At 66.6% G+C, this 16,577-nt stretch carries 10 protein-coding genes; 7 read left to right on the top strand and 3 right to left on the bottom strand.

Annotation, left to right across the window (positions count from 1 at the left end):
* Window positions 1–97 precede the first annotated feature (97 nt).
* Complete coding sequence (locus ASE82_RS12895) at window positions 98–2,476, top strand: DUF3772 domain-containing protein (protein ID WP_056063923.1); 2,379 nt, start codon at window positions 98–100, stop codon at window positions 2,474–2,476.
* On the opposite strand, the gene ASE82_RS12890 is transcribed toward ASE82_RS12895, so the two are convergent.
* Both ASE82_RS12890 and ASE82_RS20265 read right to left on the bottom strand, forming a co-directional pair.
* A complete protein-coding gene (locus tag ASE82_RS12890; protein WP_082441492.1) occupies window positions 2,477–3,520 on the bottom strand; it encodes a spore coat protein U domain-containing protein in 1,044 nt (347 codons plus the stop codon).
* Window positions 3,521–3,585: 65 nt separating this feature from the next.
* Complete coding sequence (locus ASE82_RS20265; RefSeq protein WP_268795428.1) at window positions 3,586–3,717, bottom strand: hypothetical protein; 132 nt, start codon at window positions 3,715–3,717, stop codon at window positions 3,586–3,588.
* Here ASE82_RS20265 and ASE82_RS12885 point away from each other — a divergent pair.
* Entirely contained in the window at window positions 3,701–5,035 is a 1,335-nt protein-coding gene (locus tag ASE82_RS12885; protein WP_056063917.1) for a sugar porter family MFS transporter, read from the top strand. The two genes, ASE82_RS20265 and ASE82_RS12885, sit on opposite strands and share 17 nt — an antisense overlap.
* A 125-nt stretch (window positions 5,036–5,160) precedes the next feature.
* Entirely contained in the window at window positions 5,161–7,755 is a 2,595-nt protein-coding gene (locus tag ASE82_RS12880; protein ID WP_162236747.1) for a TonB-dependent receptor, read from the top strand.
* A 21-nt stretch (window positions 7,756–7,776) separates the two neighbouring features.
* On the opposite strand, the gene ASE82_RS12875 is transcribed toward ASE82_RS12880, so the two are convergent.
* Window positions 7,777–9,876, bottom strand: a complete 2,100-nt coding sequence (locus ASE82_RS12875; RefSeq protein WP_056063910.1) for a TonB-dependent siderophore receptor — start codon at window positions 9,874–9,876, stop codon at window positions 7,777–7,779.
* Between the two features lie 123 nt (window positions 9,877–9,999).
* On the opposite strand from ASE82_RS12875, the gene ASE82_RS12870 reads away from it, so the two are divergent.
* The 4 genes from ASE82_RS12870 (at window position 10,000) to ASE82_RS12855 (ending at window position 16,445) form a co-directional block, all read left to right on the top strand.
* A complete protein-coding gene (locus tag ASE82_RS12870) occupies window positions 10,000–11,175 on the top strand; it encodes a DUF1624 domain-containing protein (protein WP_235524698.1) in 1,176 nt (391 codons plus the stop codon).
* 118 nt (window positions 11,176–11,293) lie between these two features.
* The gene (locus ASE82_RS12865; protein WP_056063907.1) at window positions 11,294–14,125 is read left to right on the top strand and encodes a M16 family metallopeptidase; all 2,832 of its coding nucleotides are present in this window, start codon (window positions 11,294–11,296) and stop codon (window positions 14,123–14,125) included.
* A gap of 17 nt (window positions 14,126–14,142) precedes the next feature.
* Window positions 14,143–14,442, top strand: a complete 300-nt coding sequence (locus ASE82_RS12860) for a hypothetical protein (RefSeq protein ID WP_056063904.1) — start codon at window positions 14,143–14,145, stop codon at window positions 14,440–14,442.
* Between the two features lie 89 nt (window positions 14,443–14,531).
* Window positions 14,532–16,445 carry a CocE/NonD family hydrolase gene (locus ASE82_RS12855; RefSeq protein WP_056063901.1) on the top strand — a complete coding sequence of 638 codons (1,914 nt, stop codon included), beginning with the start codon at window positions 14,532–14,534 and terminating at the stop codon, window positions 16,443–16,445.
* Window positions 16,446–16,577: the final 132 nt, after the last annotated feature.

Raw genomic sequence — 16,577 nt, 5'->3', positions numbered from 1 at the left:
CCTGAGGCTTGCCGAAAACAGCGGCAGCGGTGCCGGTACCCAAGCCCAACGCCACCACCCCTCCCGTTTCCGACCCCATCGCTGTACAGCACCCCGGATGACCCTCCTCCGTTACCTCGCCGCGCTCCTCCTCCTAGCCACCGCGCTCCCCGGGATCGCGCAGGACGAGCCCAAGGTCGCGACCGTCGGTGCCAGCCTGACGCAAGCCTCCGCCGAACTCCAGGCGATCGACGACGCCACGCCCGCCGCGCGCGACGACAAGGCGCGCCAGGCTCTCCGCACCCGCGCGCAAACCGTGCAGACCACCGCCGCCGACGCCGTTCGCACGCTCACTCCTGAGATGGCCCTCGTCCAGGCGCGTGTCGCGGAACTTGGTGCCGCCACCCCTGGCGTCGTCGAAGCGCCCGAGATCCGCCAGCAACGCAAGCTCCTCGCGCAGAGCCAGTCGGCGATCGACTCCGCGATCAAGCGTGCACGCCTCATCGGGATCGAGGCCAAGCAGCAGATCGACGATATCGGTGCGGCCGAGGCGGAGGAACTCGGCCAGCAACTGTCCGAAAACACCGGCTCGCCGCTGTCGCCGACATTATGGGCCGCGATCGTCGATCACCTGCCGCGCGACACCGCGCGCATGATGCGGTTCGCCAATGTCGAGATCCGCCAGTTCGGCGCGCGGTTCGACATGCGCGCCGGCACCGGCCTGCTGATCGGGATCCTAACCGCGCTGGTGCTGATCGTGCCGCTACGACGCTGGCTGCACGGCGTCGGCCGGCGCTACGCGACCAACCACGCGCCCGGCGGTCGCCTGCGACGCTCGGCCTATGCGCTGTGGTTGGTCGTGATCGGCACCGCGCTGCCCGGCCTCGCCGCCTGGGCGATCGTCGCCTCGCTGCGCTGGGCCGGGCTGGTATCGCCCGCCTGGAGCCGGTTCGGCGCGCTCTTCGTCGGGATCACATGGTTCTGCGCGTTCGTGTCGTCGCTCGGCGGTGCGCTCCTGCTGCGCGGCCAGTCCACATGGCGGCTGCTGCCGATCGGCGACCCGGCCGCGCAGGCGCTGCGCCCGTACACCTGGATGGCCGCCGGGCTGATCTTTTTCGGCCAGCTGCTGATCGCGACGAACACGCTGATCGGCATCAGCGCGCCGGCATCGAGCGCGGCCAACGCGGTCGTTGCGTTGCTCCACATCGTCCTGCTCGGCGCGATCCTGGTGACGCTAGGCCGGTTGCGCGCCGCCGCGCTGCCCGACCCGACAAAGCCCGCGCGCAACACGCTGCTCGCGATCGTCGCGACATTGGTCTGGCTGGTCCTGCTCGTGACGCTGATCGCCGGGCTGATCGGCTATGTGAACTTCGCGCTGAAGGTCGCGACGTGGTTGCTGTGGGGGGCGATCGTCGGCGCGTCGTTGTACCTGATGATGACGTTCACCGACGATGCGTGCCGGACGCTGCTGTCGAGCGGCAACCGTCTCGGGCGTTCGGCGAACAGCGGGTTCGGGGTCGACAACAAGACCGTCGACCAGATCGGCGTACTGCTGTCCGCGGTGTTGCGGCTGCTGCTGATCCTGCTCGCGGTCGGCGCGGTGATGGCGCCGTTCGGGGCGGGCGTCGGCTCGGCGTTCGAGCTGTTCGGGACGGTCGCGAACGGCGTGACGATCGGCCAGGTCACGATCTCGCCGGGGGCGGTGCTGCGCTCGATCGCGGTGCTGTTCGTAGCGCTCGCGATCATGCGCGGGCTGCAGCACTGGCTGGTGAACAGCTATTTGCCGACCACCGCGATGGATGCCGGCGCGCAGAATTCGGTGATGATGGTCGCGCGTTATGCCGGGATCATCGCCGCGGTGCTGTGGGCGCTCGGCGCGCTCGGGATCGGCATGGAGAAGCTCGCCGTGGTGCTCGGCGCGCTGTCGGTCGGGATCGGGTTCGGCCTCCAGGCAATCACGCAGAACTTCGTGTCGGGGCTGATCCTGCTTGCCGAGCGCCCTGTGAAGATCGGCGACCTCGTCCGGATCGGCAACATGGAGGGCGACGTGAAGCGCATCAACGTCCGCTCGACCGAGATCCAGGTGGCGGACCGCTCGACGCTGATCGTACCGAATTCGGAGCTGATCACCAAGACCATCCAGAACATGACGCTGGCAGCACCCATCGGCCGGATCCAGCTGCAATTCTCGGTGCCGCTCGAGGAGGATCTGGATGCGGTGCGGACGATGCTGTTCGCGGCGTTCGCGGAGAAGCACGAGGTGCTCGACGATCCCGAGCCCAAGGTGTTCATCGATTCGATCGACGCCGGCCGCGCCAAGTTCAACTGCTTCGCGTACGTGGCGAGCCCGCGCGATGCCTATCCGATGCGCAGCGAACTGCTGTTCACATTGCTCCGCCAGTTCCGCGAGGCGGGAATCGAAGTCGGCTCGACCGCGACCAAGATGGAGATCGTCGGCGGCATGCCTGCTTCGCCTGCTACCGACGTGCCGGCCTGATCATTTGACCGAATAGGGAATCGAGATCGTGTAGGCGGTGCCGGCGGCCATCTTGCCCTTCGGATTGAACTTTACCGCGGTGACCAGCCCTTGCGTCGTCGCATCGCCGGCGACCGGGGTGTAGCCCCAGACGTTGCTGCCGGTGGCGAAATCGACGTCGTCGCCGCCGTCCGACGGCGACACATAGCTGAACCGCAACCCGGTCGTGCCGGTGGTATCGTCACCCCGCACGACCGGGCCGTTCCCCGTGCCGTCCCCGTCGAGCGCGATGCGCAGCCCGGCGGGGGTGGGCAGCGTCACGGCGAGCGTGTTGAGGTCGAGCGGCACGATGTCGGGATTCTCGATCCGCATCATGATCCGCAATTTCGAGCCGGGGATGGCCTTGGGGTTGTTGGTCGATGCGGACGCTTCCCATGTGGTCCGCTGCGAAACGGAGACGATCGCGCCCTTTTCGGCGACGGTCATGGTGACGGCGACGGTCCCGCTGGCGCTGCCGCTATCGCGGTTCAAGCAAATATTCACCAGCCCAAGCGCGTCCAGCCCGAGCAGCGTGCAGAACGACCAGTCCCACTTCACCTCGAAACTGCCGGTATAGACACCGGGTGCCAGGCTGGTCGTGCTCCGCGCCTTCAGGTAGATCGGCACGGCAGCGCGCCCGTTGCTGAGCAGCGCCAAGCCGGTGCCATTGACGAGTGTTCGCGACGTGCCCGGGACGAGCGGATACTGGCCGGCGGGGTCCGCCGCCAGCAGGTAGGTGGCGGTCGCCGTGCCGGACTTCAGCTGGAGGACCGTTCCCGCCTTGACCGTGGCGACGAGCGAATCGTTCGACATCAGCGCCAGCAGCGTGGTGTTGGCGCAGCCGAACGACCCGGTGGTCGCGACGTAGGGCATCGCCGACGGCACCGTGTCGGTCGAATAGAGCGCAGCCGGCGAGAAGGTACCAACATCGGCGGCAGAGGTCTTCGCGACACCGCAGGCAGCCCAGGCGGTCCCCGGCACGGCGATCGCCGCCACCGACGCCGCAGCTGCCATCACGATTCTCATCACTGCGGTCGGCAACGCCTCGCCCCTTTGCGCCTGTCAATGTGCACGGGCTAGTCGGCGATTCGTTAACGCGCTTTCAAAGACCTGAAATGGGTGTTTTCGTCGAACCGGCTCATCGTGGGGGTGTCGGCGGCCTTGCGGCGCTTGCGGCGGCCGTCAAACTGTTGAAACGTGCCGGACATGACGATCGCGCCCACCGCATCTCGCCCTTCGGCCCAGCCCAGCACCGTCCTGATCGCGAGCGTCGCCACTGCCGCGCTCGCGGGACTGTTGTTCGGTTTCGACACCGCGGTGATCGCCGGCGTCACCGGCGCACTCAAGGCGAAGTTCGCGCTCAGCGAGGCGTGGCTCGGGTTTACCGTGTCGTCCGCGCTCTGGGGTACGCTGATCGGCGCGCTGTTCGTGGGCACGCTCGGCGATCGCTACGGCAGTCGCAACGTGCTGCGGATGCTCGCCTTCCTGTACGTCGTCACCGCGCTCGGCTGTGCGCTGGCGTGGAACTGGCACAGCTTCATCGGGTTCCGCTTCATCAACGGCATCGCGATCGGCGGCTCGTCGGTACTCGCGCCCGCCTATATCGCCGAGCTCGCACCGCCTGCTCAGCGCGGGAAAATGGTCGGCGGCTTCCAGTTCGCGGTCATCCTCGGCATCCTGCTCGCCTATGTCTCGAACGCGGTCATCGGTTCGCTCGATCTCGGCGACGTCGAGTGGCGGTGGAAGCTCGGGATCGTCGCGGCGCCGTCGCTGGTGTTCTTCGCATTGCTGTTCCGCATTCCCAATTCGCCGCGCTGGCTGCTCGCCAAGGGCCGCGACGTCGAGGCGAAGCAGGTGCTGGCGCTGGTCGGAATGAGTCCCGACGTCGCGCGCGCGGACCTCGATGCGCCGAAGGGCGAAGCGTCGCTGTCCTGGACGCGCCACCGCAAGCCGATCACGCTCGCCTTCCTGGTCGCGATGTTCAACCAGTTCAGCGGCATCAACGCGTTTCTCTATTACCTGAACGACATCTTCAAGGCGTCCGGCGGCAGCCTTTCGCCCGATCTCCAGGCGGTGATGATCGGGGTTGCCAACATGGTCTTCACGCTGCTCGGGATGCTGTTGATCGACCGGATCGGCCGTCGCACGCTGCTGCTCTGGGGCTCTGCCGGCATGACCGTGGCGCTCACCATCGGCGGGCTGGCGCTACTCGGCGTGCTGCCCAACTGGCTGCTGCTGCCGTCGCTGATCGTCTTCATCATGTTCTTCGCGCCGGGCTCGGGCGCGGTGATCTGGGTCTATATCTCGGAGGTCTTCCCGCAGAACGTCCGCGCCCGCGGCTCAAGCATCGGCTCGTCGAGCCATTGGGGCTGGAACGCGGTGATCGCGCAGGTCTTCCCGATCGCCGCAGCATGGTCGGCAGGCGCCCCGTTCCTGTTCTTCGCCGCGATGATGGCGGTGCAGTTCGTGACCGTGTTCCTCTACTTCCCCGAGACCAAGGGCGTGCCGCTGGAGGAGATGGAAGCGCATATGTCGCGATAAGTCGCGCTTGTGACGAAAGCACCGCCGAACCGGCACAATCCTGCGACAATTGCCGCCTAATCGGCATGCTCGATCATCGGGGTGGAACGGGTATGCGCAGTTTGGGTCTGGTTCTGGCAGTGAGCATGCCCGCAATGGTGGCCGCGCAACAGGCACCGTCGCGTCCAGCTGCCGCGCCCGCCGCGCAAGCGCCCGAGCAGGACGAGGGCGCAGAATCCGAGGAGATCGTCGTCACGGGTTCGCGCAAGCTGCCGGGCGCGGTGATCGGCGACATTCCGCCCGACCAGACGCTGGGCCAAGCAGAGATTCGATCCTACGGCGTCAGCACCGTCTCCGACCTGCTGAACGAACTCAGCCCGCAGACCACCAGTGGTCGTGGCAGCGGCGGCGCGCCGGTCGTGCTGCTCAACGGCCGCCGCATCTCCAGCTTCAGCGAGATCCGCGACATCCCGACCGAGGCGATCCAGCGCGTCGAGATCCTGCCCGAGGAGGTCGCGCTCAAATACGGCTATCGCGCCGATCAGAAGGTCGTGAACTTCGTCCTGCGCCGCCGCTTCCGCGCGGTGACCGCCGAGGCCGCCGATACCCAGGCGACCGAGGGCGGGGGCAATACCCCCAAGGGCTCGCTAGACATGCTCAACATCGCCCGCGATCGACGGCTCAACCTGCACGTCGAATACACGTCGAGCGAGCCGCTCACCGAATCGCAGCGCGACATCCTCCAGCCGGATCGAACTGCCAACAGCGCGCTCGGCGCGGATGGCAATGTCGTCGACCAGCGGCCGTTCCGGACGCTCCAGCCCGCGACCAGCACCTTCACCGCGAACAGCGTCTATGCGCGCAACATCTTCGGCAATATCGGTGCGACGATCAACGGCCGCTTAGAATCGACTGACAGCCGCAGCCTAAACGGCCTGCCCGTCGTCGCGCTGACACCGTTCGGCAGCACCACGGCCATCAACCGCGCGATCGAGGACGACGGCGTCCTGCCGTTGACCCAGCGCACCTCCTCGATCGCCGCGCATCTCGGCACCACGCTCAACGGTGATATCGGCACGTGGCGCTGGAACGTGACGGGCAATTACGACCGCAGCGACACGCAGACCTTCACAGAGACCGGCGTCGACGCGAGCGCCTTCAATGCCCGCATCCGCGCCGGCGATCCGACCGCCAACCCGTTCGGCCGCCTGAGCGCGAGCGACTTCGGCGCACTGCCCGGCAACCGTGCCTATGCGACGCAGAGCACCGGCGAACTTGACGCGGTCGCGAACGGCACTCTGTTCTCGCTACCCGCGGGGGCAGTCTCGACGACGATCAAGCTCGGTGCCGAAACCGCCGATTTCAAAAGTCGCTCGTATCGCACCATCGATCAGTCCGTGAGAGAGACCCCCGGACAGGTCTCGCGCGATACGGTCAACGGCCAGATCAACGTCGACGTGCCCCTCACCAGCCGCTCGAAGAACGTGCTGCCGTTCCTCGGCACGCTATCGGCGAACTTCAACCTTGCCGAGGATCACCTCTCGGACTTCGGTACGCTGACCACGCTCGGCTACGGTGCGAACTGGTCGCCGATCGAGGGTGTGCGGGTGATCGCCTCGGTGACCGACACCGACGAGGCACCGACCGCACAGCAACTCGGCAATCCACAGATCACCACGCCCAACGTCCGCGTGTTCGATTACGTGCGCGGCGAAACCGCGACCGTCACGACGATCAGCGGCGGCAATCCTGGGCTGGTCGCGGACAACAACCACGTCAAGAAAGTCGGGCTGACCCTGAAGCCCTGGTCCGCCAAGGACCTCTCGATCACCGCCAACTATGTCGAGAGCCGGGTCGACAACCCGATCGCGGCGTTTCCCGCCGTCACGGCGGCGATCGCGGACGCATTCCCCGATCGCTTTCGGCGCGATTTAGAGGGCAATTTGCTGCAGGTCGATCGCCGGCCGATCAATTTCGCGCGCAGCGACCGCTCCGAACTCCGCTGGGGCATCAACTTCTCCGCGCCGCTCAAGTCGAAGATCCAGCGTGAACTCGAGGCGTATCGTGCCGGCACCGGTCCCAACCCGTTCGAGGGCCTGCAACCGCCTGGCGGCCGTCGTCCCGATGGCGCAGGCGGCGATGGCCCGCGCGGCGACGGTGCGCGTGGCGGTCCCGGCGCTGGTGGCCCCGGCGGGGGGGCGGGCGGTGGCGGACGCGGCCCCGGTGGTTTCGGTGGTCGTGGCGGGCAGGCCGGCGGCCGCATCCAGTTCGCGGTTTACCACACCTGGCACTTCACCGATCGCGTCCTCGTCGCAGACGGTGGCCCGAGCCTGAACCTGCTGAACGGTGACGCGATCGGCAACAGCGGCGGGCAGGCGCGTCACGAGCTGGAGGCGCAAGCCGGATACACCAACAACGGTCTCGGCGCGCGCATCTCCGCCAACTACGCGACCGGCACGCGCGTCAACGGCGGCACGATCGCCGCACCCGAGACGCTCAACTTCGGCGGCCTCGCCACTGCCAACGCCCGCCTGTTCGCCGATCTCGGCCAGCGGCTCGAATGGGTGAAGGCGCATCCGTGGCTGCGCGGCATGCGCGTCAGCCTGTCGGTCGATAACGTCTTCAACACCCGCCAGCGCGTCACCGACGCGACCGGCACGGTGCCCAACACCTACCAGCCCGACTATCTCGACCCGCTCGGCCGCACCGTCCGGCTCAGCATCCGCAAGCTGTTCTTCTAACGGGGCAACGTTCGCCGCGGATCACTGGCTCAGTCGGACCGACAGCCGGACCGTCCGCGGTGCCCCCGGGAAGATCCACACCGGGCTGTACGAACTCTGCGCGAACCGGGCGTCGAACAGGTTGTCGGCCTCGGCGCGCACCGACAGGCGCCGCGAGACCGCGTATTCGACCGCCGCCTTGGCCTTCACATAGTCGGGCAGGACGAGCCCGCTGGTATCGATCGCGCCCGCCCGCTTGCCCACATAGCTGGCACCGGCGCTGATCGAGGGCCCACGCCCCTCGTCGTCGAGGAAGCGCCCGATCGCGAACAGCGTCGCGGCATGTTCGGGCACGTTCAGCACGCGGTCGGTCGCGAAGATGCTGTCGTCGGTCCGCGCGCGCGTCCACGCATAGTTCGCGACGACCTGCCAGCGCTTCGCCAGGCGCACCGAGGCGTCGAACTCGATGCCCTTGCTCGACAGCTTGCCGACCGGCGCGAGGAAGTTCGGATCGACCGGATCGTTGGTCAGGATGTCGCGCTTGGCGATGTTGAAATACGTCACCGCGATGTCCACGCCCGGCAATGCGGCCGTGCCGCCGATTTCGTACCCCTTGCCGCGTTCGGGTGAGAATCCCTGATTGTCGCGCCCCGTACCCGAGTTGAGCAGGAAGCTCTCGCCCCAGTTCGCATGGACGGCGAAGACGTCGCTCAGCGCGTATCGGCCACCCAGCCGGAAGTTCACCGGCTCGTCGACCGTGCGCCCGACCACGCCGGTACGGTTGTTGTGGATCTGCTGGCGATACGCGTCGAAGCGAACGCCGCCCGTCAGCGTGAACCGATCCGTCACGTCCCACATGTCCTGCGCATACAGCGTGGCGGACCGCCGCGTCTCGTCATTGTCCGTGAACGGCGCCAGCGGCAGCGCCTGCCCGCCGTAGACCGGCGCGAACACGTCGATCGCGTGCGGGTTGGTCGCGGTCGGGTTCCGCCGCAACAGTCCCTCGTGATAGTCGAGCGTATAGCCCTTCACGCCGACGCTGGCACGGTGCGCGCCGAACCGTCCGGTCAGTTCCAGCCGCGCGGACAGATCGTCGACGGTATAGTCGCGCGCGCGCCGCTGTCGCCACAGCGTCTGGCCGCCGACGAGCCGCGACTGGTCGGACGAGAACCCGCGGAGCGATCCCGTCCGCCAGGCCACGCCGCCATTGAGCGAGATGCGGTCGTCGAGCTGCGCCTCGCCGGTCAGTTGGTGACGCTGGTTGCGAAACCGCGTCGTGCCGTCGCCGGGCTCGCCATAGAAGCGCGATCTTGGCAGCGCGTTGGCGTCGCCGCCGATCGCCGGGATGCCGCGATCGAACGGCGCGTCGAACCGCGTGATCTCGCCGACATAGGTCAGCCGAAGGCCATCGCGCGGTGCCCAGGTCAGCGAGGGCGCGACGACGCGGCGGCGCAACGGCACGAAATCGCGCCAGCCATCGCTGTCCTCGGTGGCGACGACGATCCGCGCGGCGATCGTGTCGGACAGCGGACCCGTCGCGTCGATCTCGACCCGGCGCGTGTCGAACGAGCCATAGGTGAACGTCGCGGTCGCGCTGGGCGTGAAGCGCGGCGTCTTGCTGACGATGTTGACGCGGCCGCCCGGATCGATGTCGCCGAACAGCGCGCCGGCCGGCCCCTTCAACACCTCGATCCGCTCGGTCGTCGCCGGATCGCGCGGCGGCGCGAGGCCACGATTGGCGAGGAACCCGTCGACATAATATTCGGCGCCGCCGTCGGGCGTGCCGAGGAACCCGCGGATCGCGAAATTGTCGAGAAAGCCGCCGCGGTTGTTCTGGTTGCTGACGCCGCTGACGAGTTCGAGCGCATCGCCGAGCCGGTACGTCCCCGCCGCAGTGAGCAGGTCGCGTTCGAGCGAGCGGCTGGATTGCGACATGCGTTCGGTGGCGAGGTCCGATGACAAGGTCCGATCCGCCCGCGTGCTGCGCGTGCCGAGAACGACGATCGTCTCGGCCTCGCCATCGACCCGCCGTTCCTCGCGCTCCGGCTCGCGGTCGGTCTTGTCCTGCGCCTCGGCAGGAACGGGACAGGCGAGCAGCAGAAAAATGCTCGCGAAGGCGATCGATCGTGGACGCGTCGACAAAAAATGTTGCCTTCTCTGTGATGATGTAACATCGCGATTGGCGGAGGTGCTTCGATCTTGTCAACCGTTTTCAGTCCGATACCCAACGTCGCCGGAACGCCCGCCTCAGCATCCGCTACCCCTGTGCAAGCGCCGACGGGCGCGCCCTCCAAGCGCATGCGGATCGTCTCGGTCGATGCGTTGCGCGGGTTCGTGATGCTGCTGATGCTCGTCGATCACACCCGCGAACTCTTCTATTACCCTATGCAGGTGAGCGACCCGATGGCGTTGCCCGCGACGCCGCCCACCCTGTTCTTCACGCGGCTCACGGCGCATCTGTGTGCACCCGTCTTCGTGTTGCTGACCGGGCTCGCGGCGTCGTTGTACGCGGACTCGCGCGGCGGAGATGCCGGCGGCGGCAGGACAGCGGCGTCGTCGTTCCTGCTGAAGCGCGGGCTGTTCCTCGTCGCGCTCGAAGTGACGGTCGTCAATTTCGCCTGGTCGTTCGATCCCACCCCCGCGATCGTCTATCTCCAGGTGATCTGGGTGATCGGGCTGTCGATGATCGCCCTGGCGGCGCTGGTCCATCTTCCGCGCATCGCCGTGCTCGTCCTCGGGCTGGCGATCGTGCTGGGCCACAATCTGCTCGATCCGATCATTTTCACACCCGACCAGCCGGGCTACGTCGCCTGGAGCATGTTGCACGACCGCGGGTTCATCGACCTGCCGTTCGGCGCGCGGGCGCGGACGTCCTATCCGTTGCTGCCCTGGATCGGAGTCATCGCGCTCGGCTGGTCGATCGGGCCGTGGTTCGCGCGGCAAGTCGACCAAGACGTTCGTCGCCGCCGCCTGGTGGTGACCGGCGCTGCGGCGCTCGCGTTGTTCGCGGTACTGCGCGCGATCAACGGCTACGGCGAGCCGCTGCCATGGCAGGTCGGCAAGACACCGCTCGCGACGATCATGAGCATCCTCAACCTCACCAAATATCCGCCGTCCGCAGATTTCATCCTGCTCACGCTCGGCATCGGCATGCTGCTTCTCGCGGCGTTCGAGCGCACATCGGCGCGGCTGAACCGCGTACTGGTAGTGTTCGGATCGGCGCCGTTGTTCTTCTACATCCTGCACCTCTTCCTGCTCCACGGCGCGAACAGCCTGACCGGCGCGGTGACGGGCGGTGCGATCAAGGGGCTGGTCAGCGTCCCGAACGTTGCCTCGATCTGGCTCGTTGCCGCCGCCGCCGCCGTGCCGTGCTGGTTCGCGTGCCGGTGGTTCGGACAGTTCAAACGGACCCATACCGGCTGGTGGTGGCGGTACCTGTAAGACGTACGATGCACCGTCGAGAACCTCCTCGAAATTCGATATATCTATCTGTTGCCCGGCGACAAAGCGTGGCTATGCTGCGACGATATCATTCTGAAACACGGGGTAATGTTCGCATATGGCTTTGAAAATGACCGCGCTTGCCGGCGTCGCCGCAATTGCTCTCGTCTCGCCCGCATTCGGTCAGGGCCAGCGCACAGCAACTCCTGCGGCAAAGCCTGCACCGGTCGCGGATCTCGTCAAGTCGGTCGATATCCCCTACCAGCAGTTCACGCTGAAGAACGGCCTGCGCGTCGTCGTGCACACCGACCGCAAGGCACCCGTCGTCGCAGTCAGCGTCTGGTACAACGTCGGATCGAAGTTCGAACCCAAGGGCAAGACCGGCTTCGCGCATCTGTTCGAGCATCTGATGTTCAACGGGTCCGAGAACGCACCCGGCGATTTCTTCGAACCGCTGAAACAGGTCGGCGCGACCGACTTCAACGGCACCACCTATTTCGATCGCACCAATTACTTCGAGACGGTGCCGACCGCGGCGCTCGACCGCGCGCTGTTCCTCGAATCCGACCGGATGGGCTATCTCACCGGCGCGATCACGCAGGGTGTGCTCGACGAGCAGCGCGGCGTCGTCCAGAACGAGAAGCGCCAGGGCGACAATCAGCCCTACGGCCTGACCCAGTACAAGATTACCGAGGGCCTGTTCCCCGCGGATCACCCGTACGGCCACACCACGATCGGCTCGATGGCGGATCTCGACGCCGCCTCGCTGCAGACGGTGAAGGACTGGTTCAAGGATCATTACGGCCCGAACAACGCGGTGCTCGTAATCGCCGGCGACGTCGATGCGGCGACCGCCAAGCGGCTCGCGGAGAAGTATTTCGGCGGCATCCCGAAGGGCCCCGAGAGCATCGTCCCGCCCGCGCCGATCCCGACCCTGCCTGCCCCGGTCAGCGAGACGATCAAGGACCGCGTCGCCGCCGTCATGGTCAGCCGCAACTGGGTGGTGCCGGGCCTGAACGACAAGGATGGCACGGCGCTCGACGTCGCGGCGGGCGTGCTCGGCGGCCTCGCCAGCAGCCGGTTCGACACCGCGCTGGTCAAGAAGGAGAAGCTCGTCGTCAGCATTTCCGCCTATAACCGCAGCTTCAGCCAGCTCGGCATGTTCGGCATCCGTGCGATCGTTCGCCAAGGCGTCGACCCTGCGCTCGTGTCGAAGCGGATCGACGAGATCATGGCGGACTTCATCAAGAACGGGCCGACCGCGGACGAGGTGAGCCGGGTCGCGACGACCACCGCAGCGAGCACGATGGAGGGCTTGGAGTCCGTCGGCGGGTTCGGCGGCAAGGCGGTGACGCTGGCCGAAGGCGCGCTGTATTCGAACGATCCGGGCTTCTACAAGAAACAGCTCCTGCAGCTCGCAGCCGAAACGCCGGCGAGCGTGCGTGCGGCGGCGGCGAAGTGGCTGTCGCGCCCGGCCTATTCGCTGACCGTCGTGCCCGGACCGCGCGATGCCTATGCCAACGCGGTCGTGCCCCCCAAGGTCGACGTGCCACCCGCCGCAGACGTGCCGTTCAAGGGCACGCGCGGGCCGCTGCCCGGCGTCGGCACCGTCGCCGGCCTCAGCTTCCCGGCGGTCCAGCGTACCCGCCTCGCGAACGGTATCGAGCTGGTCTACGCACAGCGCACCGCCGTTCCCGTCACGCAGGCGGTGCTCAGCTTCGACGCGGGCGTCGCGGCCGATGTCCCCGGCAAGCTCGGCACACAGCAACTGACGCTGTCGATGATGGACGAGGGCACGCCGACCCGCAATTCGGTCGCGCTGGCCGAAGCGAAGGAGCGTCTCGGCGCGGAGATCGGCACGGGCGCGTCAAACGACCGGACCTTCCTGTCGTTGCAGGTGCCGAGTGCCAATCTCGCACCCGCTGTCGACCTGTTCGCCGACATCGCGCAGAACCCCGCGTTCGCCGATGCCGAGGTCGCGCGCGTCAAGAACCAGCAGCTCGCACAGATCGCGCAGGAACTGACCAGCCCGCAGGGGCTGGCAACGCGCGTGCTGCCGCCGCTGCTCGGGCCGAACTCGCCCTATGCAAAGGCGCAGGGCAGTGGTGATCCGACGGCGGTGGCTGCGCTGACCCGTGCCGATCTGGTCGCGTTCCAGCAGGCATGGCTACGGCCCGACAAGGCGAAGATCTTCGTCGTCAGCGATCGTCCGCTTGCCGAGGTGAAGGCGGCGCTCGACGCGCGGTTCGGGACGTGGCGGCCGACGGGTGCGGCGGGCGTGAAGGCGTTCCCCGCGGGCGTGACGCCGTCCGCGCCGAAGATCGTCCTGATCGACCGGCCCGACAGCCCGCAGTCGCTGATCATCGCGGGCGTGCCAACGGGCCTCAAGGGCACGCAGGACCTGTTGCCGATCGCGACCGCGAACGATGCGCTCGGCGGCAGCTTCCTCGGCCGCGTCAACATGGACCTGCGCGAGAGCAAGCACTGGTCCTACGGCGTCTCGGGTCGCTTCCAGCAGTCGGAGAACGCCGCGCCGTACATCCTGTCGGCACCGGTGCAGGCGGACCAGACCGGTCCGTCGATCGCTGCACTGCGCAGCGATATCGGCGCGTTCCTCGGCAAGGAGCCGATGACCCAGGCGGAGTTCGACCGGGCGATCAATGGCGCGATCCGCTCGCTTTCGGGTAATTTCGAGACGTCCGACGCGGTTCTGGGCGCGATGCAGCAGAACGATCTGCTCAAGCGACCCGACAATTACTATGCGACGATCACGCAGCGATACCAGGGCCTTAACCTGCCGCAACTCAACACGGCGATCCAGCAGGCGCTCGACCCGAAGAAGACGATCTGGGTCGTGGTCGGCGATGCGAAGACGGTGCGCCCGCAGCTTGACAGCATCGGCCTCCCGGTCGAGGTCATCCCCGCGGCGTCGGTAGCCGGCGCCAAATAGTTTCAGGAGAGAGAGCAATGGCAAACGTCGATGGCAGCTGGGATTGCGTGGTCAAATCGCCGCTGGGCGATCAGAAGATGACGTTGACCGTCAACAGCGCCGGCAACACCTTCACCGGTGCGGTGTCGGGTGCGATGGGTGGCATGGACGTCACCGGTGACGTCGATGGCGACACGATCACCTGGAAGCAGAGCATGACCGTGCCGATGCCGATGACGCTCGACTGCAAGGCGACCGTCGAGGACGACGTCCTAAAGGGCAGCGTCGCGGCCGGCGCTTTCGGCAGCTTCCCGCTGACCGGCACGCGGACGGCCTGATCGCCTGAATTGCTACGAGAGGGGCTCGTCTTTCCACACGGAAAGGCGGGCCTTTTTCTTTTTCAGTCCGGGAGGGAAGGAAGAAGAAAATGAAATTGACGACCCGTCTGTTTGCCGCCTGCGCCATCGCCGCGCTGGCTACCGCGACAACCACTCCCGCGACCGCGCAGAACTACGACGAACGCCCCGCCAAGATGGCGCCGCGCGACGTCGGCTACGACTATGTGCGCAAGGTGGTCGAGATTCCGATGCGGGACGGAGTGAAGCTCCACACCGTCATCATCGTACCGAAGGGCGCGAAGGATGCCGGCATCTTGATGACCCGCACGCCCTATGACGCCGACGGCCAGACCAAGGTCGACAGCGGCACCTATGCCGGCATCCTCGAACACGGCGACGGCGCGGGCGACGTGATTGCCGCAGCGGGCTTTATCCGCGTGATCCAGGACGTTCGCGGCATGCACGCTTCCGAGGGCATCTACATGATGAACCCCGCGCGCGCCGGGACTGCGCAGAACCCGACCAAGACCGACGATTCGACGGACACCTACGACACGATCGACTGGCTGGTGAAGCACGTCCCCGAATCGAACGGCCGCGTCGGAATCAGCGGGATCAGCTATGACGGCTTCCTGCCGCTGATGGCGCTGATCAACCCGCATCCGGCGTTGAAGGTGTCGGTGCCGATGAACCCGATGGTCGATGGCTGGCGGGGCGACGACTGGTTCCACAACGGCGCGTTCCGCGAGGGCATGATGCCCTACATCCTCGGGCAGGAGGCGACCAAGGATGCCGGCACGCCGTGGATCACCGACACCGCCGACGACTATGACTATTACCTCAAGGGTGGCTCGGCGGGCGCGATCGGCAAGGCACAAGGCCTCGAACAGCTCGGCTTCTGGCGCAAGATCACGCAGCATCCCGCCTACGACTCGTTCTGGTCGAGCCAAGCGATGGACACCGTGCTCGCCGGCCAGCCATTGAAGGTACCGACGCTGATCGTCGGCGGGTTGTGGGATCAGGAGGACATCTACGGTGCGCCTGCAGTCTACCGCGCGCTGGAGCCCAAGGACACCGCCAACGACATGGTCTATCTGTCGATGGGCCCCTGGTATCACGGGCAGGAGGTGCGCGACGGCAGCGCGCTGGGCGCGATCAAATGGGATGCCGACACCGCCAAATGGTGGCGCTGGCACGTCCTCGCGCCGTTCCTCGCGCATTATTTGAAGAGCGACCAGCCGGCGATGGACGTCGCGCCGGTGACGATGTTCCAGTCGGGCCGCAACGAGTGGCAGGGGCTCGACAAATGGCCGACCGCGCAGGCCGCGGGGACGCCGCTTTACCTCAAGCCCGGTGGCACGCTCGGGTTCCAGGCGGCTGGTGGCGCGGCGACGACCGCGGATTACATCTCCGATCCGGCCACGCCGGTCGGCTACCGCGTGCGCCCGACGCTGCCGACCTATGCGAGCGGATCGACCTGGAAACAGTGGCTGGTCGACGACCAGCGCGCGGTCTCCGGCCGGCCTGACGTGCTGACCTTCACCACCGATGCGCTTACGACGCCGACAACGATCGCGGGTGTTCCGGAGGTGAACCTGACCGCCTCGACCAGCGGCACCGACAGCGACTGGGTGGTGAAGCTCATCGACGTGTATCCGGACGTAAACCCCGGCGACAAGGCGATGGCGGGCTATCAACTATCGGTGGCGATGGACATCTTCCGCGGGCGCTATCGCGAGGATCTGGCCGTGGCCAAGCCGATCGCGGCGAACGTGCCGCTCAAATACAAGTTCGCGCTGCCGACCACCAACCACGTCTTCCTGCCTGGGCACAAGATCATGGTGCAGGTCCAGTCGAGCTGGTTCCCGCTCTACGATCGCAACCCGCAGACCTTCGTCCCGAACATCTTCTTCGCGCAACCGAAGGATTACGTGAAGGTGACGCAGAAGGTGACGGTCGCCGGACTCGACGAAAGTTACATCAGCCTTCCGCTAATACGTTGATTAGTCTTACATCATCCCGGACACGTGCCGGGATGATGTAAGGAAAACATCGCCCTGCATCCGTCGTAATGTGGCAGCGTAACTGGTTCTTAGGAGGCCGTGGATCATAGGTCTGCGGCACAACAGACCGGA

It is taken from the genome of Sphingomonas sp. Leaf230 (genome assembly GCF_001421745.1).
Classification (GTDB): domain Bacteria; phylum Pseudomonadota; class Alphaproteobacteria; order Sphingomonadales; family Sphingomonadaceae; genus Sphingomonas.
The sequence above is the reverse complement of the archived record's forward strand: the minus strand, read 5'-3'. Positions and strand labels throughout refer to the sequence as shown.